24 protein-coding genes and 1 pseudogene are annotated in these 25,260 nt (G+C 55.8%); 12 read left to right on the top strand and 13 right to left on the bottom strand.

Annotated elements, in window-relative coordinates:
* Positions 1-79: 79 nt before the first annotated feature.
* The 3 genes from AC1DWM_RS21785 to AC1DWM_RS21775 form a co-directional block, all read right to left on the bottom strand.
* Positions 80-838: an alpha/beta hydrolase family protein gene (locus AC1DWM_RS21785; RefSeq protein ID WP_223521860.1), complete on the bottom strand. Its 759-nt coding sequence runs from the start codon at positions 836-838 to the stop codon at positions 80-82.
* Positions 828-1,937: a DUF3182 family protein gene (locus AC1DWM_RS21780; RefSeq protein WP_223521856.1), complete on the bottom strand. Its 1,110-nt coding sequence runs from the start codon at positions 1,935-1,937 to the stop codon at positions 828-830. The genes AC1DWM_RS21785 and AC1DWM_RS21780 overlap by 11 nt, the downstream gene beginning before the upstream one ends.
* Positions 1,938-2,235: 298 nt before the next feature.
* Positions 2,236-3,228, bottom strand: coding sequence for a GlxA family transcriptional regulator (locus AC1DWM_RS21775; RefSeq protein WP_477796076.1), 993 nt, complete (start codon positions 3,226-3,228; stop codon positions 2,236-2,238).
* Between the two features lie 102 nt (positions 3,229-3,330).
* Here AC1DWM_RS21775 and AC1DWM_RS21770 point away from each other — a divergent pair, with 102 nt between their 5' ends.
* The 11 genes from AC1DWM_RS21770 (at position 3,331) to AC1DWM_RS21720 (ending at position 13,484) form a co-directional block, all read left to right on the top strand.
* Entirely contained in the window at positions 3,331-3,882 is a 552-nt protein-coding gene (locus AC1DWM_RS21770) for a cysteine hydrolase family protein (RefSeq protein WP_477796075.1), read from the top strand.
* Positions 3,883-3,918: 36 nt separating this feature from the next.
* The gene (locus tag AC1DWM_RS21765; RefSeq protein ID WP_477796074.1) at positions 3,919-4,743 is read left to right on the top strand and encodes an alpha/beta fold hydrolase; all 825 of its coding nucleotides are present in this window, start codon (positions 3,919-3,921) and stop codon (positions 4,741-4,743) included.
* A gap of 143 nt (positions 4,744-4,886) precedes the next feature.
* The gene (locus AC1DWM_RS21760; protein ID WP_477796073.1) at positions 4,887-5,576 is read left to right on the top strand and encodes a YjfI family protein; all 690 of its coding nucleotides are present in this window, start codon (positions 4,887-4,889) and stop codon (positions 5,574-5,576) included.
* Positions 5,577-5,597: 21 nt separating this feature from the next.
* Positions 5,598-6,296, top strand: coding sequence for a PspA/IM30 family protein (locus AC1DWM_RS21755; RefSeq protein ID WP_223521848.1), 699 nt, complete (start codon positions 5,598-5,600; stop codon positions 6,294-6,296).
* A 156-nt stretch (positions 6,297-6,452) separates the two neighbouring features.
* The gene (locus tag AC1DWM_RS21750) at positions 6,453-7,016 is read left to right on the top strand and encodes a rhomboid family intramembrane serine protease (RefSeq protein ID WP_223521846.1); all 564 of its coding nucleotides are present in this window, start codon (positions 6,453-6,455) and stop codon (positions 7,014-7,016) included.
* A 71-nt stretch (positions 7,017-7,087) separates the two neighbouring features.
* Complete coding sequence (locus AC1DWM_RS21745) at positions 7,088-8,122, top strand: ion channel (RefSeq protein WP_223521845.1); 1,035 nt, start codon at positions 7,088-7,090, stop codon at positions 8,120-8,122.
* Entirely contained in the window at positions 8,109-8,789 is a 681-nt protein-coding gene (locus tag AC1DWM_RS21740; RefSeq protein ID WP_477796072.1) for a DUF2491 family protein, read from the top strand. The genes AC1DWM_RS21745 and AC1DWM_RS21740 overlap by 14 nt, the downstream gene beginning before the upstream one ends.
* 14 nt (positions 8,790-8,803) lie before the next feature.
* The gene (locus AC1DWM_RS21735) at positions 8,804-9,232 is read left to right on the top strand and encodes a DUF350 domain-containing protein (protein ID WP_027924370.1); all 429 of its coding nucleotides are present in this window, start codon (positions 8,804-8,806) and stop codon (positions 9,230-9,232) included.
* A gap of 19 nt (positions 9,233-9,251) precedes the next feature.
* Positions 9,252-9,962, top strand: coding sequence for a DUF1190 domain-containing protein (locus tag AC1DWM_RS21730; RefSeq protein ID WP_477796071.1), 711 nt, complete (start codon positions 9,252-9,254; stop codon positions 9,960-9,962).
* 12 nt (positions 9,963-9,974) lie between these two features.
* Entirely contained in the window at positions 9,975-11,132 is a 1,158-nt protein-coding gene (locus tag AC1DWM_RS21725; RefSeq protein WP_223521839.1) for a glutathionylspermidine synthase family protein, read from the top strand.
* Between the two features lie 147 nt (positions 11,133-11,279).
* The gene (locus AC1DWM_RS21720; protein WP_477796070.1) at positions 11,280-13,484 is read left to right on the top strand and encodes an OsmC domain/YcaO domain-containing protein; all 2,205 of its coding nucleotides are present in this window, start codon (positions 11,280-11,282) and stop codon (positions 13,482-13,484) included.
* Positions 13,485-13,589: 105 nt separating this feature from the next.
* On the opposite strand, the gene AC1DWM_RS21715 is transcribed toward AC1DWM_RS21720, so the two are convergent.
* The 7 genes and pseudogenes from AC1DWM_RS21715 to AC1DWM_RS21685 form a co-directional block, all read right to left on the bottom strand.
* Positions 13,590-14,828, bottom strand: coding sequence for a glycosyltransferase family 87 protein (locus tag AC1DWM_RS21715; protein WP_477796069.1), 1,239 nt, complete (start codon positions 14,826-14,828; stop codon positions 13,590-13,592).
* Between the two features lie 180 nt (positions 14,829-15,008).
* Complete coding sequence (locus tag AC1DWM_RS21710; protein WP_477796068.1) at positions 15,009-15,917, bottom strand: glycosyltransferase family 2 protein; 909 nt, start codon at positions 15,915-15,917, stop codon at positions 15,009-15,011.
* Positions 15,914-16,264, bottom strand: coding sequence for a GtrA family protein (locus AC1DWM_RS21705; protein ID WP_477796079.1), 351 nt, complete (start codon positions 16,262-16,264; stop codon positions 15,914-15,916). The genes AC1DWM_RS21710 and AC1DWM_RS21705 overlap by 4 nt, the downstream gene beginning before the upstream one ends.
* A gap of 23 nt (positions 16,265-16,287) precedes the next feature.
* Positions 16,288-17,076, bottom strand: a pseudogene (locus AC1DWM_RS21700) (helix-turn-helix domain-containing protein); the annotation flags it as partial.
* Positions 17,073-17,459 carry a hypothetical protein gene (locus AC1DWM_RS21695; protein ID WP_452628336.1) on the bottom strand — a complete coding sequence of 129 codons (387 nt, stop codon included), beginning with the start codon at positions 17,457-17,459 and terminating at the stop codon, positions 17,073-17,075. The pseudogene AC1DWM_RS21700 and the gene AC1DWM_RS21695, both read right to left, overlap by 4 nt.
* A 101-nt stretch (positions 17,460-17,560) precedes the next feature.
* On the bottom strand, positions 17,561-18,085 hold the full coding sequence (locus tag AC1DWM_RS21690; protein ID WP_007896798.1) for a single-stranded DNA-binding protein: 525 nt from the start codon (positions 18,083-18,085) through the stop codon (positions 17,561-17,563).
* 9 nt (positions 18,086-18,094) lie between these two features.
* Complete coding sequence (locus AC1DWM_RS21685; RefSeq protein ID WP_223521833.1) at positions 18,095-19,492, bottom strand: MFS transporter; 1,398 nt, start codon at positions 19,490-19,492, stop codon at positions 18,095-18,097.
* 191 nt (positions 19,493-19,683) lie between these two features.
* On the opposite strand from AC1DWM_RS21685, the gene uvrA reads away from it, so the two are divergent.
* The gene (uvrA, locus tag AC1DWM_RS21680; protein ID WP_477796067.1) at positions 19,684-22,518 is read left to right on the top strand and encodes an excinuclease ABC subunit UvrA; all 2,835 of its coding nucleotides are present in this window, start codon (positions 19,684-19,686) and stop codon (positions 22,516-22,518) included.
* A gap of 63 nt (positions 22,519-22,581) precedes the next feature.
* On the opposite strand, the gene bfr is transcribed toward uvrA, so the two are convergent.
* The 3 genes from bfr to rplQ form a co-directional block, all read right to left on the bottom strand.
* Entirely contained in the window at positions 22,582-23,046 is a 465-nt protein-coding gene (bfr, locus tag AC1DWM_RS21675; protein WP_007943775.1) for a bacterioferritin, read from the bottom strand.
* 149 nt (positions 23,047-23,195) lie between these two features.
* Positions 23,196-24,650, bottom strand: a complete 1,455-nt coding sequence (locus tag AC1DWM_RS21670) for a catalase (protein ID WP_477796066.1) — start codon at positions 24,648-24,650, stop codon at positions 23,196-23,198.
* 189 nt (positions 24,651-24,839) lie between these two features.
* Positions 24,840-25,226, bottom strand: coding sequence for a 50S ribosomal protein L17 (rplQ, locus tag AC1DWM_RS21665; RefSeq protein WP_140671918.1), 387 nt, complete (start codon positions 25,224-25,226; stop codon positions 24,840-24,842).
* Positions 25,227-25,260: the final 34 nt, after the last annotated feature.

Below are 25,260 nucleotides of genomic sequence, written 5' to 3'. Positions count from 1 at the left end.
TATGGTGACGGTGAGGGCGCATTCGCCGGCAAGCCGGCTCCTACAGGTTGATCGCGGTCTCAAGAACACCGAAAATTTTTCACCCGGATTGAATAATGCTCAACCGCTCACCCACCACCATTTCGGTAATCCAGCCCACCAGGATCGAGGTGTATGCCTGCTGTGAAACCGGGTCGTTCAAGGCGTGATCGGCACCGTCGATAATCCGGTGGGTCAGTGAGTGGGTCTGCTGACAGGCCGCGCGGTAACTCATGATGGTCGCGTGGGGCACATAGTCGTCGATCTCGGATTCAACCAGCAGCACGTCACCGGTGAAATTCGAACAGGCATGCAGCGCCCGGTTGCTGTCGGCGCGGATCAGCGTGCTGCGGTAATCGCGCAGATCAATCTTGTCCAGGTCACGTTTGGGTGTGTGCCATTGATCGTCGCGGTACAGCGCCGGCACCCGCAACGCCAGCCAGCGCACCGGACGCAATGACGTCAGGATCGAGGCCAGATAGCCGCCATAACTGGTGCCCACCACGGCGATGGCCGACGTGTCGAGCGCCGGGTGCGCGAGCAATCGGTCATACGCCGCCAACAGGTCGCGCAAGTTGTCTTCACGGGAAACGCGCGTCAGCGGGATTCCAGTGCCGCCGGTGTGGCCGCGCAAGTCGAACGTCAGGCACACGCATCCCAGACCGGCGATACCTTTGGCCCGCTCCAGATCCCGTTCCTGACTGCCGCCCCAACCGTGCACAAACAGCACGCCGGGAACCTTCGATTTGGGGCTGAGAAAAGTCCCGCTCATCTGTTCATCGTCGATGTCGATCTGAATGGTTTCACTTCTAGCCGTCATAGGATTTAACCGTTACGTACTTGAGTAGAAAGTCACTGGTTTGCGCCGGCCCGCGATACACCTCGATGGCGTCCGCCGGCAACGGCTGGTCGATGTAGGTTTCGACTGAGGACACACGAATCGCGCGCATCCCCGGATCGTTGACGAAGCTCTGCAACGCGGCCACTTCCGCGCTGCTGGCACCGCCCATGCGCCAGGATTGTTCCAGCACGCCGCTGCGCTGTTTGCCGTTGCTGTCCACGCCCTGGGCGATGTCGTAATTGCGCCGCGAGGCATAAAAACCGGGATAGGCCTCATCGGCTGCGCTGTCAAACACCTGGGCTTGCTGGATCGCCAACCGCACATCATCAGGCAAGGGCAGCTTGAGCAGATCTTCGTAATAACCCGGCACCACCAGCAGGTTGGAACCACCGTACACCTGCTCGCCCTGCCCGTCTTCGATCAAGTATTGCTCACCGCAGTAACTCAGCACGGTGTCGCCGATAAAACTCTGGCCGACACTGTGGGTCATCACGTTGCCCAGGTCCTGCTCCAGCACCACACCTTCGGTGAACAGCTGGCTGGCGTCGGGCCTGGCGAGGATGGCGTCGAACTGGTCGAGACTGTCGATCACTTCCTGTCCACGCCCGGCGCAGGCATGCACGGGCTTGAGGCGGATCGGGCCGTTGTAGAGCAAGTGTTCGGCCGCGGGTCGCGCATCGTCGAGAGAGAACACGCTGAGGCCATCCAGCACCACGTTATGCACTCGCTCGGAAAACAGCGGCGACCAGCCTGGCGGGGCGTAAGCATTTTTATTGAGCAAGCCATGGCTGATGGCTTTGGTGCAGATGAAGTCGTGGTCAACGTAACCGCCCCACAAATCTTCCGGCCCTCTTACGCCCACTTGCCGGGCGGCAGCGGCGCCCACCAGCGTCTGGGTCGGCAGCACATAAAGGTCGCGCCCGTTATGCCGCTCCTGATCGAAACTGCCGCCGTATTTAAGGCCCAGAATCTGCGCCAGCCAACGGGCCAGGGCACGATTGGTTTCGATTTCGTGCAGTGGCGCATCGGGGTGCACGGAATGGGCGACCACCAGTTTTTTGCGGTTTGTTGGGGTCATGCGTCCCCCTTCAATTGGCGTTTGATGAGTGTAGAGGAAGGGGTGCAGAGATCAGGCCAAGCGGCTGGCGCCGCAAACAACTTTTAAATCAGATAGTTGCGAAAAGGGTAATGGCAACAGGCCTGTTTTATTCTGCACGACAGTCGATTCATCTCCTGCATTTTGCACGATTCAGCTTCGCCCTCTCCCCTGTGGGAGCCAGCCTGCTGGTGATAGCAATCTGTCAGCTACATCAGCGTTGAATGTACTGCCGCCATCGCCAGCAGGCTGGCTCCCACAGGGGATTTGGGTGCTGCGGCTAGCGGGTTGCAGCCACCGGCGACACACCAAACCGCGTCCGGTAATCACTCGGCGCCAGCCCGGTAATCTTCTTGAACGTCGCCCGAAACGCACTCGGGTCCTGATACCCCACGGTCCAGGCAATGTGATCGATGGTGCCGTTGGTGAATTCGAGCATTTCCCGGGCCTTGCCGACCCGCAGGTGCTGGCAGTATTCGGTCGGTTTGAGCCCGGTCGCCGCGCGGAACCGACGCAGGAATGTGCGCTCCTCCAGCCCTGCCCGCTCGGCCATGGCCGTCAGTGACACATCGGTCGCCCCGGTGCTTTGCAGCCAGTGTTGGACCTTGAGGATGGACGCATCGCCATGACTGAGAATGGGCGAAAAGTTGCTGCCGCACTCGCTTGCACTGTCGCTGTGTTCCACCACCAGAAACCTTGCCGTGCCGGTCGCAATGCTCGGCCCCAACAAACGGTCCACCAGGCGCAACCCCAACTCGGACCATGCCATCAGCCCGGCCGTGGTGATCAGGTCCCCGTCGTCGACAATCGGCGTATCGGCCTTGAGCTTGATCGCCGGGTAACGCTCGGCGAAGGCTTTGGCCGAGGTCCAATGAGTGGTAGCACTGCGGCCGTCGAGCAAGCCGCTTTCGGCCAATAGAATCGAGCCCACGCAGACGCCACCAAGGGTCGCGCCGCGAGCGTGTTGCTGACGAACCCATTGGAGCAACGCCTGCGGCACCTGACCGGCACAAAAACTGGCAATCGATGGCGGGATCAACACGGCCACCAAGGCCGAGTCCGGCGCGGGATGACTGTCGTAGACCCGAACCGGGGCCTGATCGCCCTCCACCTGCCAATGACTGACCCGCAGCAGTGGCAATCGCGCAGCCTGATGCTCGGCGGCGATCCGGTTGGCCACCCCAAACAGGTCGGTCAACCCATGCACCGCCGCCATCTGCGCACCGGGATAAATCAGCACACCCAGTTCGGCAATTGGCCTTTCTGCGTCCATTGTCAGTTTTCCCCCTTCTATTGTCGGTGCGGCCAATCCTCGGACGGCCTGCTAAACCCAATACTTCATTCCACACCCAACAAGCACTTCGAGGACACAGTCATGGCCAAGCAAGCACTTATCGTAGTTGATATCCAAAACGACTACTTCCCACAAGGAAAGTGGCCGCTGGTCGGCGCCGACGCCGCGGCAGACAACGCCGTTCGTCTGCTCAAGGCCTTTCGTGAAGCGGGTGATTCGGTGGTGCACATTCGCCACGAATTCACCTCTGAAGAAGCACCGTTCTTTACCCCCGGCTCCGAAGGCGCGAAGTTGCACCCCAAAGTGCTCAACCACGCCAACGAGCCCGTCGTCCTCAAGCACTTCGTCAACTCGTTCCGCGAAACTGAACTAAAGTCGATCCTCGACGAGCAAGAAATCAAGGAATTGGTGGTAGTCGGCAGCATGAGCCACATGTGCGTCGACGGCATCACCCGTGCCGCCAACGACCTCGGTTACACCGTCACGGTCATCCATGATGCCTGTGCCTCACGTGACCTGGAGTTTAACGGCCTTACGGTGCCGGCAGCCCACGTCCATGCTGCGTTCATGTCAGCCTTGGGTTTTGCCTATGCCAGCGTGGTGTCCACCGACGAATTCCTGTCCCGCAATTAAACGTACGACCCACGCACCTCACCGGAGATCATCGACATGGCTACTCTGACGACTCGCGAAGGCAACACGCTTTATTACAAGGACTGGGGCAGTGGACAACCGGTGGTGTTCAGCCACGGTTGGCCCTTGAGCGCCGACAGTTGGGAATCGCAGATGCTGCACTTCGCCAACAACGGTTTCCGTGCCATCGCGCATGATCGTCGGGGCCATGGCCGGTCGAGCCAGCCGTGGGACGGCAACGACATGGATCATTACGCCGATGACCTGGCGGAGCTGATCGAACACCTGGACCTGAAGGACGTGATCCTTTTTGGCTTCTCGACAGGTGGCGGCGAAGTCGCTCGCTACATCGGTCGCCACGGTACTCAACGTCTGGCCAAGGCCGGGCTGATTTCCGCGGTGCCGCCACTGATGCTGAAAACCGACACCAACCCCAAAGGCCTGCCGATCGAGGTGTTTGACGGTATTCGCGCCGCTTCCATCGCTGACCGCTCACAACTCTACAAGAACGTCGCCAGCGGCCCGTTCTTCGGCTTCAACCGTCCTGGCGCCACGTCATCGCAAGGGTTGATCGACTCGTTCTGGATGCAAGGCATGATGGGCGGTCACAAGAACACTCTGGACAGCATCAAGGCCTTCTCGGAAACCGATTTCCGTGAAGACCTGAAGAAGTTTGATGTCCCGACTTTGATCATCCATGGCGATGACGATCAGATTGTGCCGATTCAGGCCGCGGGGCTGGAGAGTAAGCGGCTGATCGAACATGCCCAACTGATTGTGTATCCAGGGGCACCGCATGGACTGACGGACACCCATAAAGAACAGGTGAATGCGGACATGCTGGCCTTCGCCAAAGGCTGAGAAACACCTTGAAATACTACAGGCCCGTCTTGCTGCGGGCCTTTTCGCATGCGGTAACAAAATCTCACGCGTGAGCCGTTGAAGGTGTACTTCTTTGGTTGTAGGGTTGCTCACGCGTGAGATGTTCACAACGGAGTCACCCCATGAAAAGCCGCTCCCCGTCAGACCCGCCTCGCGAGCCTGCTGTTACATCAAAGAGCCCCAAGGGAGAGCGTTCGAAACCGTCCGTGAAAAAACCATCAAGCTTCTACATGAAGCAGATGCGTGCAGGCCTGGCAGCCGCCGGCTATGTGAAACACGAAACTTGGGTGCTTCCGGAAAACCGAAGCTTGCTCAAGCAGATGGAACAACAGCTACGCCAACCGATTCTGGCTGGCTCATTCATGTCGGAGAATTACATGAGCGCAAGCAACAACTGGAACATCGATAGCCTCTTCAATGCCCTGAAGGCCCTCGACGAAGTGGTTTCGAACGACATCACCCTTTCCCTTGTTCAAGGCTCCGAGTCCAGCATCAAGCTGGAAATGAACGATTTCGGTGGCTTGCCGATTTACATCGCGGTGGTTGGCGATCAGATCATCGTCGACACCGTTCTTGTCGACATCGAGTCCATCAACGACGTGCCGGCCTTCAACGATGCCGTGCTGCGCAGCCGGGAAATGTTCCCGCTGTCCTCGATCGGTATCGAGTCCATGCCCAACGGCCAAGTCGTTTACAACATGTTCGGCGCGCTGAGTTCCGGCTCCAGCCTGACCAACGTGGTGACCGAGGTAAAAACCCTCGTCGATAACGTCCAGCGTGCCATCGAAGCCTTCGAACGCTTCTTCAAGTAATTATCAGGAAAGGAATATTCAATGACTCAGTCCATCTGGAGCAAGTTGTTCACCGCGTTGCGCGGCGGCGCCACCGAAGTGGGCGAATCGATCGTCGACCAACAGGCCCTGCGCATCCTCGACCAGGAAATTCGCGATGCAGACAGCGCGCTGGCCAACGCCAAGCGTGAGCTGGTCACCATCATGGCCAAGCACAAACTGTCGGCTGACCGCGTCAGCGAGTACAACGCCAAAATCAAGGACCTGGAATCCAAGGCCATGGCCGCGATCCAGGCCAACCGCGAAGACCTGGCGATGGAAGTGGCCGAAGCGATTTCGACCCTGACCAACGAACTCGACGTCGAGCAAAAGCAGGCCAGCGAATTCGGTGGTTACGCGGACAGCATGCGCAAAGACATCACCAAGGCCGAAGCCCGCATCAAAAGCCTGCGCCAGCAAGTAGACATGGCCAAGGCGCGCGATAGCGTACAGAAAGCCCAGGTCAGCGCATCCATCGCCAGCGGCGGCGCCAACGGCAAGCTGGAAACCGCCGTCGGTACACTGAACCGTTTGCAGGCCAAGCAGCAGCAACGCGCCGCAGAACTGCAAGCGCAGGACGAACTGGCCGACGCATCGACCGGCAACGACCTGGAGCGCAAACTGCGCGAAGCCGGCATCACGCCGAACGAAGGCAGCGCCAACGCGATTCTGGAACGCCTGAAGCAAAAATCGGCCGAGTAATCGACTCAGGTGCCGGATGCATAACCTGTAGGAGCGAGCCTGCTCGCGAAGGCGGTTTGTCACGCGACATTGATGTTGACTGACACGCCCTCTTCGCGAGCCGGCTCGCTCCCACAATGGATTGCGTTTCAGTTTTTTCTCGAGTCGAGGTCACGGATGGATGCCCTGAAAGGTTTCAAGATAATCGCCGGCCTGGCCATCTTCATGGTCGCGCTGCAAGTGATCAATGCCGCGACCGGCTACAGCCTTATGGCATTCGGCCTGATTCCGAGAACCGTGAATGGACTGTTTGGCATCGCCACTTCACCTTTTTTACACGCGTCCTTCTCGCACCTGAGCGCCAACCTGGTGGCCTTTTTGGTCCTGGGTACGTTGGTGATGATCGAAGGGCTCAATCGGTTCATGGCCGTCAGTGCCATCATTATTTTGTTGGGCGGCTCGCTGGTCTGGCTGTTCGGCTTTAAAGGCGTACACATTGGCGCCAGCGGCTGGGTTTTCGGGCTGTGGACGTACATTCTGTCGCGCGCCTGGTTCCAGAAGAGCTGGGGCAATGTGATCACGGCGGGCCTCGTCGCCCTGTTGTATGGCGGCCTGGTCTTTGGCTTTTTACCTCGGCGGGGCATTTCATTCGAAGGCCATCTGTTCGGGGCATTCGCCGGATTCATTGCAGCCAAAGTACTTTTATCAACGCCACGCGGCAGATTTAATGCCGCCCGGTAGGCGCAATTGAGCTCTCGGAACCGAAGCGATGCGATCGCCAGGAACGAGTAGCCCACTGAGTCAGGGACCCCATGTCGATTTTTCTGTTAATGCGCATGTACGCCTCGTCCCTCTTCCACCGATTTGGGTGGGCAGGCCTGGTGATTGCGTTAGGCGTGCATCTGTCCACGGCCTGGCTGGGCCTGATGTTTCTGGGCGAACACCACCTCACCGCCCCCGCCACGTTTACCTACTTCTATCTCACCACCACGCTGACCGTCGGCTATGGCGATCTCACACCACAGACATCAGCCGGACGAATTTTCGTGGCGACCTGGATCATGCTCGGCGGCATTGCGCTGCTAACAGCGGCCATCGGCAAAACCACCAGCAGTGTCATCGATGCATGGAGAAAAGGCATGAAGGGCAAAGGCGATTTCACCGGCAAGGTCGGCCATACCGTTCTCATCGGCTGGGAAGGCGCATCCAGTGAGCGAGTCATTGAATTGTTGTTGCAGGACGAAACCTCCAACGACAACCTGATCGTGATTTGCGATTGCACCCTTGAAGAAAACCCCATGCCGGGCAAGGCAGAGCTCATCAAAGGTGAAAGCCTGTCCTCTGCGGCGTTGTTACTGCGCGCCGGTGTTCCGGGTGCCGAGCGTGTGCTGGTGCGAACCCCGTCAGACGATTTGACCCTGGCCACAGTGCTGGCGGTCAATCAACTGAAACCCGTCGGGCATGTGGTCGCACACTTCAATGAAAGTGAAATCGCCGCACTCGCCAGCGCCTACGCCCCCAGCCTGGAATGCACCTCAAGCATGGCCATCGAGATGTTGGTGCGTGCCTCTCAGGACCCGGGGTCGTCAATGGTTATCAATGAGCTGCTGTGCGTGGGTGAAGGCGCCACCCAATACCTGATGAAACTGCCCGAGACGTATCAGGCCACCTTTGGCGATCTGTACACGCAGATGAAAGAACGCCATAACGCCACCCTCATCGGTTATCGCGCCAAAGGTGCGCAACAACCTTCGATCAACCCGCCCAGCGCCACACGCGTTGAGGGCGGTGAACTCTTTTACATCGCCTCCACTCGCCTCAAGGAAATTTCCAATGGGATGGTTTAAACAGTTGATGGGGCTTGAGGCTCCGAACACGGGCACAAACACCCAGTCGAAATGGACCGCCAACGACACGCCGCCTGTCACCGGCCCGCTGGGCCTGGCATTGGGCAAGGGCGTGATGTTCGACACCAGCCTGAGGTTGTTGCTCGACGGCAACACCACGGTGACGATCCCGGGCTCCCAACAGATCTGGAGCGCCGGCACCGTCGATCTCGGGCAGTCGACCTGGCTCTCGCGCTATTACATGAACGATGAAGACTACTGGCTGCAAGTGCACACCACCGGCGCTATCGCCGGACAGGTAGAGTCGGTGATCCTGTTCAATTACCTCAGCTACATCACTATCAGCAGTGAAGCGGAGTTGCATCGGCTGGCCGGTCCGCAAAGTCCGATCGGGCTGCCGACTTACATCCACAACGGTGTCGAATACACCCGCGAATGGGGCACCGAGAATGGCCAGACAGAATTGGTGGCGCTAAGCGAACAGCTGAAAAATCCGGATGAGTCCTACAGCATCGAGCACCGTTCGATGCTGTACGCCCGCGAAACCGGCCTGACCGATCGCCGGGAATTCCTGCTGTTTTCCGTAGAAGAAGACGCCGAAGGCACCATCAGTTTGAGCACGTCGCTGGGCATCTCGCTGTACACCACTGACCTGAACATTTTTTAACAAGGAAGACGTCCATGCTAGAAGCACTCTCCATTTCCCTGAACCCGGCGGCCGTGCTCGGGTTTGTTTCGTACATTCTCGGCGCCGCCGTGCTGTTCGCGCTGTTCCAGTTCATCTACACCCGCATCACACCGCACAAGGAGTTCGAACTGATCCGTTCAGGCAACGTGGCGGCCGCGATTGCACTGGGTGGCGCCATCATCGGCTTCGCCATTCCGGCCAGCAATGTGATTGCCTATTCGATCAGCCTCCTCGACTTCGTCGTCTGGGCGGTGATCGCTGCGTTTGTACAACTGCTGGCGTTCCTGATGACCAGCCTTGTACTGAAAGGCACCTCGGAACGCATTAAAAAAGGTGAGATTGCAGCGGGTATCTATGTCGCGGCAGTGGCCATCAGCGTCGGCATGTTGAATGCCGCGTGCATGACCCCTTCCCAGAATTGATTGTGCAGCGGAGCCCCCGATGAAACGAAGCAAGTACGTTCAGCTCTCGCTGGCAGCATCGGTCGCCATGGCGATATCCGGTTGCGGGCCAACGGAAAAAACCTACCCGGTGCAGAAGCAGTACAACTTTCAGTCCGTTCAGCAATGCGCCGATGAAAAACTCCCGGTGGACGTCTGCTCGGACGCCTACATGACCGCCATGGCCGAACATCGCCGTATTGCGCCGGTGTATGACAACCAGGCTGATTGCGATGCCGACTTTGTCGCCGACTGGTGCCAGCAGGATTCGGCCGGCAAGTTCATCCCCAAGCTCGGCGGCTTCGAGCTGACAGCCGATGGCCAGGTGACGCAAGCCCAGGTGGACGCCGCCAAGGCGCAACTGCCGGCCTCGGAAGCCAACACCGGCGGTTCGGGCTTCTCCACCAGCAGCCTGCTGACCGGACTATTGATCGGCAACATGCTGAGCAACAACCGCAACAGCTATTACTCCCAGCCGGTCTACCGCTACCGCGATAATCGCGGTAACTACGGCACTTCAACGCTCAACCAGCGCATTGCCAACGGTTCAACGTTTAACCGGTCCAACCAGGCAAAGTACGGCGGCAGCTACACCAATTCCATCAGCAAATCGGCCAGCAAGCCGGTTTCCGTTGCTTCGTCGACGTCGCGTGGCGGCTTCGGCAGCAAAGCCAGTGCACGCAGCGGCTGGGGCGGCGGGTCGAGCAGTTAAGGAAACCGGGCCATGAAGAAGATCCATTGCGCAGAGCGTCATGACTGGAAACAAACCGCCGAAGGTCTCGGTTTTCTGTTCCACACCATCGACGGCGAACCCTATTGGGACGAGAGCGCGTATTACCAGTTCACGCTCAAGCAAATCGAGAACGATCTGGAAGACCCGACCACCGAGATCCATGAAATGTGCATGGACCTGGTGGCCCGTGTGGTGCAGAACGAGGAGTTGCTGGAGCGCCTGAGTATTCCCGCGGCGTTCTACGACATGATTCGCACCTCATGGCTCGAAGGCCACCCGCACCTGTATGGACGCATGGATTTCTCCTACAACGGCACCGGGCCGGCCAAATTGCTGGAACTCAACTACGACACGCCGACCAGCCTGTATGAGGCCGCTGCGTTTCAATGGGGCTGGCTGGAGCAATGCATCGAACGTGGTTTGCTGCCCAAACAGGCTGACCAGTTCAACAGCATCGACACCAAGCTGCATCAAGCCTTTGCTCAGTTGCAGCTCAAGCAACCGTTCTATTTCGCCTCGATGAAACACTCGGTCGAAGACAAAGGCACCACCGATTACCTGCGGCTGGTCGCGGAGAAGGTCGGCATCGAATCACGGCATATCGATATTGAAGACATCGGCCTGACCAGTGATGGACGCTTCGTCGATCTTGAGGATCGCTGGATTCCTCATCTGTTCAAACTGCACGCTTGGGAATTCATCTTCCACGAGCCCTTCGGCGCTGCAATTGCCCAAAGTGATACGCAGTTTTTCGAACCGGCCTGGAAGTCCATCATTTCCAACAAAGGCATCCTGCCGTTGCTGTGGGAGTTCAACAAAGGTCACCCGAACCTGCTCGCGGCGCACCTGGATACTGATCCGAATAAAGCGGTGCCCAAGGGTTGGGTGCGCAAACCGTTCTTCTCCCGGGAAGGCGCCAACATCGAGCTGCAAACCGCCGATGGCCTGATCGTGAAAGAGGACGGGCCCTACACCGATGCGCCGTTTATCCTTCAGGAATTCGCGCCGCTGCCTAAATTTGGCGACAGCTATACGCTGATTGGCTCTTGGGTGATTGGCGATCAAGCAGCCGGTATTGGCGTGCGGGAAGACAACAGTTTGATCACCAAGGATTCGAGCCGGTTTTTACCGCACCTGATACTCGACTGAGCAATACATCCCTCACGAAAAACGCCCGGTACCGTGCATCGGGCGTTAGGGTGAAACAGGTTCATAACCAGACAACGACAAGACATACGCCTGAAAAGCCGGATAATGGCGGCCAATTCGTCTAGCCCGTTATTCTGGTAATCACCCATGGAAATCAAGGTCAACTTTCTCGACAACCTTCGGCTTGAAGCAAAGTTCGATGACTTCACGGTGGTGGCCGATCAACCTATCCGCTACAAGGGTGATGGTTCGGCACCGGGTCCGTTCGACTACTTTCTGGCTTCATCGGCGTTGTGTGCGGCTTATTTCGTGAAGTTGTACTGCGACACTCGCAGTATTCCCACCGAAAACATCCGCCTGTCGCAGAACAACATTGTTGATCCGGAAAACCGCTACAACCAGATTTTCAAGATTCAGGTCGAGTTGCCGGCGGACATCTCCGACAAGGACCGCCAAGGCATCCTGCGTTCCATCGACCGTTGCACCGTGAAAAAAGTGGTGCAAGCCGGGCCTGAGTTTGTGATCGAAGAGGTCGAAAACCTCGACGCCGATGCCCAAGCGTTGTTGATGCCTGCTTCTAACTCAGAGGCGCACACCTATATCGCGGGCAAGGATCTGCCGCTGGAGCAAACCATCGCCAACATGTCGGCCATTCTGGCGGACCTGGGTATGAAGATTGAAATCGCTTCGTGGCGCAATATCGTGCCCAATGTGTGGTCGCTGCACATCCGCGATGCGCATTCGCCGATGTGCTTTACCAACGGTAAGGGTACGACCAAGGAAGGCGCGCTGGCGTCGGCGCTGGGCGAGTTTATCGAGCGTCTGAACTGTAATTTCTTCTACAACGACCAGTTCTGGGGCGAAGACATCGCCAACGCGCCGTTTGTGCATTACCCGGACGAACGCTGGTTCAAGCCTGGCCGTAAAGATGCACTGCCAACTGAAATTCTCGACGAGTACTGCCTGAAGATTTACAACCGCGACGGTGAGCTGCGTGGCTCCCATCTGATCGATACCAACTCTGGCAATGAAGAGCGCGGCATCTGCTCGCTGCCGTACGTGCGCCAGTCGGACGGCGAGGTGGTGTATTTCCCGTCCAACCTGATTGAAAACCTGTTCCTGAGCAACGGCATGAGTGCCGGTAACACGCTGGCCGAAGCCCAGGTGCAGTGCCTGTCGGAGATCTTCGAGCGCGCGGTAAAACGCGAAATCATCGAAGGAGAATTTGCACTGCCGGATGTGCCGGCCGATGTGCTGGCGAAGTACCCCGGCATACTCGCCGGTATTCAGGCGCTGGAAGAGCAAGGGTTCCCCGTGTTGGTGAAGGATGCGTCCCTGGGCGGTGAATTCCCGGTGATGTGCGTCACGCTGATGAACCCGCGTACCGGCGGTGTGTTCGCCTCGTTCGGTGCACACCCAAGCCTGGAAGTGGCGCTGGAACGCAGCCTGACCGAATTGTTGCAGGGTCGTAGTTTCGAAGGCCTCAACGACCTGCCCCAGCCGACTTTTGAAGGGCATGCGGTGACCGAGCCGAACAACTTCGTGGAGCACTTTATCGACTCCAGCGGCGTGGTGTCGTGGCGCTTCTTCAGTGCCAAATCGGACTACGAATTCGTGGAGTGGGACTTCTCCGGCCAGGGTGAAAACTCGAATGCCGAGGAAGCCGCGACCTTGTTCGGCATCCTCAAAGGCATGGGCAAAGAAGTGTACATGGCGGTCTACGAGCATATCGGCGCAACGGCATGCCGCATCCTGGTGCCGGACTATTCGGAAATCTATCCCGCGGACGATCTGATCTGGGATAACACCAACAAAGCGCTGTTCTTCCGCGCCGATATCCTGAACCTGCATCGCCTGGACGAAGAAGAACTGCAAGCGCTGGTTGAACGTCTGGTGGAAAGTGAGCTGGACGACTACACCGACATCACCTCCTTGATCGGCATCGAATTTGACGACAATGCGGCTTGGGGTCAGCTGACGATCCTGGAGTTGAAGCTGCTGATTTATCTCGCCTTGCAGCAATTTGAAGAGGCGAAAGAGGCGGTAGAAATGTTCCTGCAGTACAACGACAACACGGTTGAGCGTGGCTTGTTCTACCAGGCCGTCAATGTGGTGCTGGAAATGAAGCTGGACGAAGACCTGGAACTGGAAGACTACGAGGCCAATTTCCGCCGGATGTTTGGCAACGAGCGCACCGACGCAGCAATCGGATCGGTGGACGGCAGCGTGCGTTTCCATGGCTTGACGCCGACCAGCATGAAACTGGAGGGGCTCGACAGGCACCTGCGGTTGATCGATAGCTACAAGAAGCTGCACTCGGCACGGGCCAACGTGACCGCTTTATCCAGTTAACAGCGCCCACAAAAAAGCGAAGCCAGATCACTGGCTTCGCTTTAGATGTTGTCACTAGGTGTTCAGTCTCGGAGAGTCATGGGTTTGCAACATGAGACTCCTGCTTCAATTCAATAGCCGTGTTGCACTCAGCTCCTGCAACCGCCCTCTTAAAAGTATGTGCAGGGTGAGCATGGTCAATAGGATGAGTGCTATGCTGGAAAGTGCATAGACTGGATCAGTATGGGTGGTTTCTATATTGGTATATTTATCTCCTATCAGTGTAGACTGCACCAACCCCCACCCACAGGCAGCCCACGATAAAAAAAATAATACAAATATTTCGATAGGTTTTGCTCGGCTTGCGATATATGGCAGTAGTGCTGCGGCAGAGATCCCTAATAGTGTTAAGTCGTAGTCGAAACTGTAAGGGCTTATGTATAGCGAGGCCGTAGCGGTTATCCCAACTATATGCCTTGGGTTTTTTAGCTTGATATAAGATATCGCTATTGTCGAACACGCTGCAACTGCTGTTAAAAGCTGTATGATCAATGCGATTGTAGAAGGAACTCCGAATTCGTGAAGCGTGGCGTAAATCGATGTCATCCGGAATAATGGGTAAGCCCCAAGTGCTAAGAGGCGGCTTGTATCCTTCATTCCTTCAGCAAACGCAAGCCATATACTTGGCCCAAATACAATCGTAGACGCTATTAAGGTCAGTGTGACCGTCAGGAGTGCGACTCCCAAGGTTGACCATCTTTTACTGATCAAAGAAAGTACCGCTATACCAACAGCGAGATGTGGCTTTATAATCATCAGCCCTAGAGGCAGTCCTGCTACAGCTTTACGCTTCATAAAGGCCAAAAAAAACAACCCGACAATTGTGCCTGTAAGGAAACCATTTTGACCTGATCTTATATTTAAGATTATGGCGGGGAAGATTGCCAAAATAACGCTACCAAAATAGCCTGAGGATATTGACTTGATTGTGAGCAGGTATGATGCAAACGTCAGTCCGGTAAACGTAAAGTATGCCAATCCGGCCGGGAGCACTGCTAGCGCCGCAGTGATGAAATTAAATTGTGGCGGGTATGACCACACCATAAAGGTGCTTGCCCCATAGAGTTTTTGTTGTGCTTCAAAAAGATTTTTATAGTGGTAGGCTTGATTGAGGGCACCATCCCAAAACATTTTTCCTGAGATATAAAATACATCAAAGTCAGTTAGAGCCTTTTTTGTTCTGAAAAGGGATGGGTATTGAAAATCAAAAGCCATGAACACTAAGAGCCCTACGCACGTAAAAATTATTATCCTACTTAGTTCTGGGCTTACCTTGTATGCAACAGCGGTTAGCTGATTTTTCATCGGGGTTCCCTATGTTATAGATGTCATGCATTTTCTGATCGACGCATAAAGCAGTCTAGTCATCACTGCGTGAATCACCTCACATCCTGATCCATCTGAACCTCCAGCTCTTAGACTCTTTACTGCTTGCATGCGTGTCAGCGTGCGCTCCTGCTGGCTTCGATTTTATGCACTGTAAATTTATTTTTTTATGTATTTTGGCCTTCCTTTGACCTCTGTATATATTCTTCCTATATATTCTCCTAATACACCGATACCAATCAGCTGGACTCCACCTATAAATAATATTACCGTCATCAATGAAGGATATCCAGGAACTTGATTTCCAAAAAAAACCTTATCTAAGATCATCCATACTGCATATAAAAACGCAAACAAGGCAACGCCAAATCCTATGTATGTCCAAACCCTCAAAGGGACAGTTGAGCAGCTAGTGATCCCTTCTATTGCTAGATTCCACAATTTCCATCCGTTAAACTTGCTTTTTCCCGCGACACGCTCAGGCCTACAATATTCTACGACCTCAGTTTTTCCGCCTACCCATGATAAAATATCTTTCATGAATAGGTTTCTTTCGGGTAGCAGTAAAATGTTATCAACGACCTGACGTGATAATAATCGAAAATCCCCGACGTTTTCTTCTATCTTAAGCTGGCTTATTTTATTGTGAAGCTTATAAAACCACTCAGCGCTTTTTCTTTTAAGCATGGTGTCACTATGTCTATCAATACGTTTGGCCAAGACAACACTAGCACCATCCAGCCATTTTTCAATCAGTCGACTCACTACTTCGATAGGATCTTGTAAGTCAACATCAATTGGGATAACGGCTTCTCCCGATGAACACTCAAGACCAGCAAAAAGTGCAGGTTCTTTTCCGAAATTCCTCGTGAATTCTACCAGCTTAACCAGAGCGTCATTTTTCATAAATCCATAAATAATATTTGCACTTCCATCACTGCTTCCATCGTTAACAAAAACTATTTCAATATCATAATTGCTTAGGTCATTCCGCCCTCTTATACATTCATAAAAAATAGGCAGCGCCTCTTGTTCATTGTAGATTGGAACTACTAAAGATATTCTCATGGAGTCTGCTCTCCGAATACAAAAAACCTTGAGTAAACAAAGCCAACAGCCAAGCCTGTGAAAGAAAACAACATTAGTGTGAATACTGGATTCAGATTTACTATATTGGATATGGCTCCAATGCTAGTAGCTATTCCCCCCATGAATCCGGCATATAGAAAATATCTCCACCCAGTAGCCTCCTTTTTAAATATCCATTTGGAATTAATAAAAAAACTCACTGTGACTGCCACAAAAAAAGCAGAGACGTTGCAAATAATTTGATAGCTCGCGAGCAAGAAATAAAAAACAAAAAAGACTAACCAGCGTGTAAAAGTATTTAATATCCCTACAGATAAATATCTCATAAATTGCATGGATTCTTACCCGTAAGTTTATGAATCGAGTCGACGCCGCCAGTACATAGATACAGGGTTATGTCACGAAAAAAACGCTCCACTCTCATCCGCGAACTGGACGTTTGAGCGAAATGCATGTGGAAAAATTTGCATCGCTCCAGCCACTTTTGATACCGGTGTTGGCGTTCGATGCAACTGATCAAGCATCTCTGAAGATAATCGTGCGATTGTRTGCGGATATGATCGATGCTCAGAGTTAGTCCTAACGGAGTACACTCAAGGGCATGAACCTGGATTCTTGCATCGCAACAGATCACCGAGGTCTTATCCGGCGAATCGGGATACAGCCCAATGACATCCCAGAATTTTTCTTCAAGGTTTGTATCGTTGGACAGTTTGAAGGTACGTGTCAGATGGGGTTTTACGTAGGTGGCAGCCCATATATGCTGGACGCTGGCCGGTGACATGTCAGCGACTCGCGCCATGCTTCGCCAACTCCAGCAATGCTGTCCGATACGTGGTTGAACTACCTTCTCAAGCACTCCACTTAGTGCATCCGATGGTAACAACATCGTATGCCAGCGTTCCTGTTTATCGATCAAGCCCGCCAATTTTTGTTCTTGGAAACTGTTGCACCATCGTGTTACTGAACGTAGTGAAAACCCGGCCACTTGGGCTATTTCAACCCGCGAGCAGCCTTGGGAGGCCAATAGGATCACCCGAACGCACCAGCCTCTAGGCTTACTGGTGGTGGCAGTCCTGATACTACGAGTGAGTTCCGTACATGCTTCCGAAGTAAGGGTGATATTTTGGAAGTTCACCTGTTCGCCTCCATCCCTGCGCTGACGGAGGAAGCATAGCTTGTTTTCAGGGAAGCCCCCGTCCATTCCACTATTGGCGCATAAGCCATTCGCTTGATATTTTCACTGCCCTGCGTAGATGGCGTTTGAAGCTGACCCGCGAGGAAGTCGAGGTAATCGGCAATCACTGACATGCGCGCATATTGGTTGCTTGTGCTGACCGTTTTGCCTCGGAGGGAAATCGAAACGACCTTGCCGTTATTCTCGTCAACCAACGGTTTCTGCATGAAATCGCGCAAAGAATGCACTTCATGAGCTTGAAGCCGCTCGCAGCACGAAAAGCGCGATTCGATATCAATGCAGTAGTAGCTCTGCCAGGCGTACAGGGCCTGGATCGCCAGCAAGCCGGCTCCTACAAAATGGTGCGCAAAAGAAAACCCCCGACCGGTCAAGAGGACCGATCGGGGGTTTCGAGGCTAAACCTTACAAAAGTCTAAGCCATATCCTAGAACGGGATATCGTCATCAAAGCTGTCGAAATCCGGAGCCGGCTGAGGAGCGGCCTGCTGCTGTGGAGCCGGACGCGACTGCTGCGGTGCCGACTGCTGCGGACGCGGAGCCTGCTGGCGTGGAGCCGGGGCGGACTGCTGGTAATTGTTGCCCCCGCCTTGTTGGTCGCCCTGTTGTGGACGGCCGCCCAGCAGTTGCATGGTGCCTTGCATGTCGACCACGATTTCAGTGGTGTAACGCTTGATACCGTCTTTTTCCCACTCGCGGGTCTGCAGCTTGCCTTCGATGTACACCTGCGAACCTTTACGCAGGTATTCGCCGGCGATTTCGGCAACCTTGCCGAACATCGACACACGGTGCCATTCGGTCTTCTCGACTTTCTGACCGGTTTGCTTGTCGGTCCATTGTTCGCTGGTCGCCAGACTCAGGTTGGTCACGGCGTTACCGTTAGGCAAGTAGCGAACTTCGGGATCCTGGCCGCAAGTGCCGACCAATATGACTTTGTTAACCCCACGGGCCATAACGTTCTCCTAGGCTACGCACGCTGCCTCGGCCGGGTTGTTCACCAGGCGCTCGAGGGTGGTGCGATCCAATAGTTCGGTGTCCAATTTGATGTAAATCGCCGCTTCGTCTGCGACGATCACTGCATCTGTTACCCCTACGACAGCCTTCAGGCGCTCGACCAGACCCGCTTCGCGGATCGCCTCGGGCGACAACGGCAAGCGCAGACTCGTCACGTAGGGAGGTTCACGCATGGTAACAGCAAAGGCCAACCAGAGGGCAGCCAGACCGGCGCATCCAAGGAACACAACCGACAGACCGCCATGCTGATACATCCAGCCGCCGAGAATACCGCCCAGTGCCGAACCGAGGAACTGGCTGGTGGAATAAACCCCCATCGCCGTGCCCTTGCCACCTGCTGGTGAAACCTTGCTGATCAGCGAAGGCAACGAAGCTTCCAGCAGATTGAACGCGGTGAAAAACACCACAGTCCCGATCACCAGAGCCCGCAAGCTATCGCCGAACTGCCAGAAGAATAGCTCAGTGAGCATCAGCGTCAGCACTGCGCCCAATAAAACTCGTTTCATTTTGCGTTTCTTCTCGCCGTAGATAATGAACGGGATCATGGCGAAGAAAGAAATCAGCAGCGCGGTCAGGTACACCCACCAGTGCTGCTCTTTAGGCAGACCGGCTTTTTCGACCAGTGCCAAAGGCAAGGCAACGAAGCTCGACATCAACATCGCGTGCAACACAAAAATGCCCAGGTCCAGACGCAACAGGTCCGGATGCTTGAGCGTCGGCATCAGCGCCTGGCGCGCGACACCAGACTCGCGGTGCTGCAATGGTCCGGTGGATTTCGGCACCATGAACATCACAATCACGATGCCGAACAGCGCCATGCCGCCCGTAGCGAGGAACAGCCCGGACAGGCCGAAGGCACGGGTCAGCAACGGCCCTACCACCATGGCGACAGCGAACGACAGGCCTATCGTCATGCCGATCATGGCCATCGCTTTGGTCCGATGCTGTTCGCGAGTCAGGTCTGACAACAACGCCATGACGGCGGCAGAAATCGCCCCCGCGCCTTGCAGGATTCGTCCGGCGATAACGCCCCAGATCGAATCGGCATTGGCCGCCAGTACGCTACCCAGGGCGAAGACGATCAGCCCCAGGTAAATAACCGGACGACGACCAATACGGTCGGAAATGATGCCGAAAGGAATCTGGAAGATTGCCTGGGTCAGGCCGTAAGCGCCAATCGCCAGCCCGATGAGGGCCGGTGTTGCGCCTGCCAGATCCATCCCATAGGTCGCCAGTACCGGCAACACCATGAACATGCCAAGCATACGGAAGGCGAACACAAGGGCCAGACCGCTTGCTGCGCGGGTCTCACTGCCACTCATGCGTTCGCTGTGGGGATCGTGCATGGAAAAACCTCATGTGAACCGGCCGCGATTCTACCAGTCCCATCGAATGACAGGGTATATCGCGACGCTTTGACGCGTTCCGCTGACAGACTCTTCATGTAAGACAATCACCCACTCGTTTGACAGTGTGCATCCATCCAGTATTTGGCCGTATACTCCTACGTTTTCGACGCCCGCCAAGCGAGGCTACTTTGGACAAGATCCTGATTCGTGGGGCCCGGACCCACAACCTGAAGAACATCGACCTGACCCTGCCACGGGACAAGCTGATCGTCATCACCGGCCTGTCCGGGTCGGGCAAATCGTCCCTGGCATTCGACACGCTGTACGCCGAAGGCCAGCGCCGCTACGTCGAATCGTTGTCGGCCTACGCCCGGCAGTTTTTGTCGATGATGGAAAAACCTGACGTCGACACCATCGAAGGTTTGTCGCCGGCCATTTCCATCGAGCAGAAGTCGACCTCGCACAATCCGCGCTCGACAGTCGGCACCATCACCGAAATCTACGATTACCTGCGATTGCTGTATGCACGCGTGGGTATTCCGCGCTGCCCCGATCACGACATTCCACTGGAAGCGCAGACCGTCAGYCAGATGGTCGACCTGGTCCTCGCCCAACCGGAAGGCAGCAAACTGATGCTGCTGGCGCCGGTGATCCGCGAGCGCAAAGGCGAACATCTGTCGGTATTCGAAGAATTGCGCGCGCAAGGTTTTGTGCGGGCGCGAGTCAACGGTCGGCTCTGCGAGCTGGACGAGTTGCCGAAGCTGGATAAACAGAAGAAGCACACGATCGATGTCGTGGTCGATCGCTTCAAGGTTCGCGCCGACCTGCAACAGCGTCTGGCCGAGTCGTTCGAGACCGCACTGAAGCTGGCTGACGGCATTGCGCTGGTTGCGCCGATGGACGACGAACCGGGTGAAGAGATGATCTTCTCCGCCCGCTTCGCTTGCCCGATTTGCGGCCATGCCATCAGTGAACTGGAGCCCAAGCTCTTCTCTTTCAACAACCCGGCCGGCGCATGCCCGACTTGCGATGGCCTGGGCGTGAAGCAGTTTTTCGACATCAAGCGCCTGGTGAACGGCGAGCTGACACTGGCCGAGGGTGCGATTCGTGGCTGGGACAGGCGCAACGTCTATTACTTCCAGATGCTCGGGTCGTTAGCGTCCCACTACAAATTCAGCCTCGAAGTACCGTTCAACGAACTACCGGCCGATCAGCAGAAATTCATCCTGCATGGGAGCGGCTCGCAGAACGTCGATTTCAAATACCTGAATGACCGTGGCGACATCGTTAAACGCTCACACCCGTTCGAAGGCATCGTGCCGAACCTTGAACGCCGCTATCGCGAAACCGAGTCCGCTTCGGTGCGTGAAGAGCTGGCCAAGTTCCTCAGCACTCAGCCATGCCCGGATTGCCGTGGCACGCGTCTGCGTCGCGAGGCGCGGCACGTTTGGGTGGGTGAGAAGACGCTGCCGGCAGTGACAAATCTGCCGATTGGCGACGCCTGTGAATACTTCGGCGTGCTGAAGCTGACTGGCCGTCGCGGCGAAATCGCCGACAAGATTCTCAAGGAAATCCGCGAGCGTCTGCAGTTCCTGGTCAACGTGGGCCTCGACTACTTGTCGCTGGATCGCAGTGCCGACACCTTGTCCGGTGGTGAAGCTCAGCGGATCCGTCTGGCCAGCCAGATCGGCGCAGGCCTTGTGGGCGTTCTGTACATCCTCGACGAGCCGTCGATTGGTCTGCACCAACGGGACAACGATCGATTGCTCGGTACGCTCAAGCACCTGCGCGATATCGGCAACACAGTGATAGTGGTCGAGCACGACGAAGACGCGATTCGCCTGGCGGACTACGTTGTGGATATCGGTCCGGGCGCTGGCATACACGGCGGGCATATTGTTGCCGAAGGTACACCGGCCGAGGTCATGGCTCACCCTGACTCGTTGACCGGCAAGTACTTGTCGGGTCGGGTGAAGATTGCCGTTCCGGCCAATCGCACACCGCGCAACAAGAAGTTGTCACTGTCGCTGAAGGGTGCTCGCGGTAACAACTTGCGCAATGTCGACCTGGACATCCCGATCGGCCTGCTGACCTGCGTGACCGGCGTGTCCGGCTCCGGCAAGTCGACGCTGATCAACAACACGTTGTTTCCCCTGAGCGCCACAGCCCTCAACGGCGCTACGACGCTGGAAGCTGCCGCGCACGACAGCATCAAGGGACTGGAACATCTGGACAAGGTCGTCGACATCGACCAAAGCCCTATCGGCCGTACGCCACGCTCCAACCCCGCCACCTATACCGGGCTGTTCACACCGATTCGCGAGCTGTTCGCCGGCGTACCGGAATCTCGCTCACGCGGTTACGGCCCGGGACGCTTCTCCTTCAACGTAAAGGGTGGACGTTGCGAGGCCTGCCAGGGCGACGGTTTGATCAAGGTGGAAATGCACTTCCTGCCCGACATCTATGTCCCGTGCGACGTCTGCAAGAGCAAGCGCTACAACCGCGAAACCCTTGAGATCAAGTACAAGGGCAAGAGCATCCACGAAACCCTCGAGATGACCATCGAGGAAGCCCGGGTGTTCTTCGACGCAGTTCCGGCACTGGCGCGCAAGCTTCAGACGCTGATGGATGTGGGCCTGTCTTACATCAAGCTGGGGCAATCGGCGACCACGCTGTCCGGTGGTGAGGCGCAGCGGGTCAAGCTGTCCCGCGAATTGTCCAAGCGCGATACCGGCAAGACGCTGTACATCCTCGACGAGCCAACCACTGGCCTGCACTTCGCGGACATCCAGCAACTGCTCGATGTACTGCATCGACTGCGTGACCACGGAAACACCGTGGTGGTAATCGAGCATAACCTCGACGTGATCAAGACCGCTGACTGGTTGGTGGACCTGGGTCCGGAAGGCGGTTCCAAGGGCGGGCAGATCATTGCCGTCGGTACTCCGGAAGAAGTGTCCGAGATGAAGCAGTCTCACACCGGCTTCTACCTCAAGCCGCTGCTGGAGCGCGATCGGGCCTGAATCCGGCTACAAAAAAAGCCCCTGTCACTTGCTCAGTGACAGGGGCTTTTTGTATCGGTGCAATCAGGCGTGGGACTGCAGGTAGTTCTCGAGACCGATCAATTTGATCAGACCCATCTGCTTTTCAAGCCAGTAGGTGTGGTCTTCTTCGGTGTCATGCAATTGAACCCGCAGCATCTCGCGGCTGACATAGTCCTTGTGCTGCTCGCAGAGTTTGATGCCCTTGCAGAGCGCGGCGCGGACTTTGTATTCCAGTCGCAGGTCGGCGGCGAGCATGTCCGGCACGGTGGTGCCGACATCAAGGTCGTCCGGACGCATGCGAGGCGTCCCTTCGAGCATCAGAATCCGGCGCATCAGGGCATCAGCATGCCCGGCCTCTTCTTCCATCTCGTGGTTGATACGTTCGTAGAGCTTGGTGAAACCCCAGTCCTCATACATCCGCGAATGGACGAAATATTGATCACGCGCCGCCAGTTCGCCGGTCAGCAACGTGTTGAGGTAATCGATTACGTCTGGGTGGCCTTGCATCGCCCTACATCTCCCTGCTTGAAAGTCTGTAGTTTGGACCAAGGCGACCGTTTGGTCACTTCGTTTGCGCGATAAAAGCGAAGATATTCTGAGAAAAGTAGTTTAAATAACGCAAAAACCGCCCAAACAAGGGCGGTTCTGCTTCTCATTTAGACTTCGTTAAGCTGTACGTTGAGCAGCTTTGCGATTGCTTCTCCATACACCGGATCGGCTTTGTAGAAATGCTGTAATTGCCGGTCAACCACATCACTGGAAACCCCGGCCATTGCGGCGGCAATGTTGCTGACCAGCAGCGCTTTCTGCTCGTCGCTCATCAAACGGAACAACGCACCGGCGTGGCTGTAGTAATCGGTATCTTCGCGATGATCGTAGCGATCAGCCGCACCGCTCAACGCCAATGGCGGCTCAGCATAACGAGGCGCTTGCTTCGGCGATTCGACGTAGCTATTCGGCTCATAGTTAGGTGCCGCACCGCCGTTACTGCCAAATGCCATCGACCCATCACGTTGGTAGCTGTTCACCGGGCTGCGAGGCGCGTTCACCGGCAGTTGCTGGTGATTGGTGCCAATGCGGTAGCGGTGCGCATCCGCGTAAGCAAACACGCGACCTTGGAGCATGCGGTCAGGTGACAAACCAACGCCTGGCACCATATTGCTCGGACCGAACGCCGCCTGCTCGACTTCAGCAAAGTAGTTCAGCGGATTGCGATTGAGCTCCAGTTCACCGACTTCGATCAGCGGAAACTCTTTCTGTGACCAGGTTTTTGTCACATCGAACGGGTTCTCGTAGTGCACCGCGGCTTGAGCCTCGGTCATGACCTGGATGCAAACGCGCCATTTCGGGAAGTCACCGCGTTCGATAGCGCCGAACAAGTCGCGCTGTGCGTAATCCGGATCGATGCCTGCCAGGCGCACTGCTTCTGCTGGCGCGAGGTTCTTGATCCCTTGTTGGGTCTTGTAGTGCCACTTCACCCAGTGCCGCTCGCCATTGGCGTTGATCAGGCTGTAGGTATGGCTACCGAAGCCATGCATGTGACGGTAGCCGTCAGGAATGCCTCGATCCGAGAACAGGATGGTGACCTGGTGCAGCGCCTCAGGCGAATGCGACCAGAAGTCCCACATCATCTGTGCGCTTTTCAGATTGCTTTGCGGCAGGCGTTTTTGAGTGTGAATGAAGTCCGGAAATTTCAAAGGATCGCGAATGAAAAACACCGGCGTGTTGTTGCCGACGATGTCCCAGTTGCCTTCTTCGGTATAGAACTTCAGGGCGAAGCCTCGTGGATCGCGTTCGGTATCGGCCGAACCACGCTCACCGCCGACGGTGGAAAACCGCAGGAAGGTAGGGGTTTGCTTACCAACGACCTCGAACAGTTTGGCGCTGGTGTACCGGGTGATGTCACGCGTGACGGTGAACGTGCCGTAGGCACCCGAACCTTTGGCGTGCACACGGCGCTCCGGGATGTTTTCACGGTTGAAGTGGGCAAGCTTCTCGATCAGATGAAAGTCGTCGAGCAGCAGTGGGCCACGTGGGCCGGCGGAGCGGGAATTCTGGTTATCGGCGACAGGAGCGCCACTGGCTGTGGTAAGCGTTTTACTTTGGCTCATGCGATCTCTTCCTTTGTCAGTCTTTCACTGCCGGATAATCGGCTGACAAGGAGTATTGATCACCAACGTTACACCTACAAATTCATTAACCTTTCAGTGTCGATAGAAAATAACTAACGTTCACAGCACTTTTCGAACGCCCACAAAAAACCGGGCACTAGGCCCGGTTCTTCGTTTCAGACTGACGTCTTACTCGGCAGTTACAGCTTCGCCGGCAGTAGCACGATCAACCAACTCGACGTACGCCATAGGCGCGTTGTCGCCAGTGCGGAAGCCGCACTTGAGGATGCGCAGGTAGCCACCCTCACGGGTAGCGTAACGCTTGCCCAGGTCGTTGAAGAGCTTACCAACGATAGCTTTCGAACGAGTACGGTCGAAAGCCAGACGGCGGTTAGCCAGGCTGTCTGTCTTGGCCAAAGTGATCAGCGGCTCAGCAACGCGACGCAGTTCTTTAGCTTTCGGCAGTGTAGTTTTGATCAGCTCGTGCTCGAACAGCGACACTGCCATGTTTTGAAACATGGCCTTGCGGTGCGAGCTAGTGCGGCTCAGGTGACGACCACTTTTACGATGACGCATGGTTCATTCCTTACCAAACACGACGTTCGGTGAT

It is taken from the genome of Pseudomonas sp. P4_C8, from assembly GCF_056401975.1.
The sequence above is the reverse complement of the archived record's forward strand: the minus strand, read 5'-3'. Positions and strand labels throughout refer to the sequence as shown.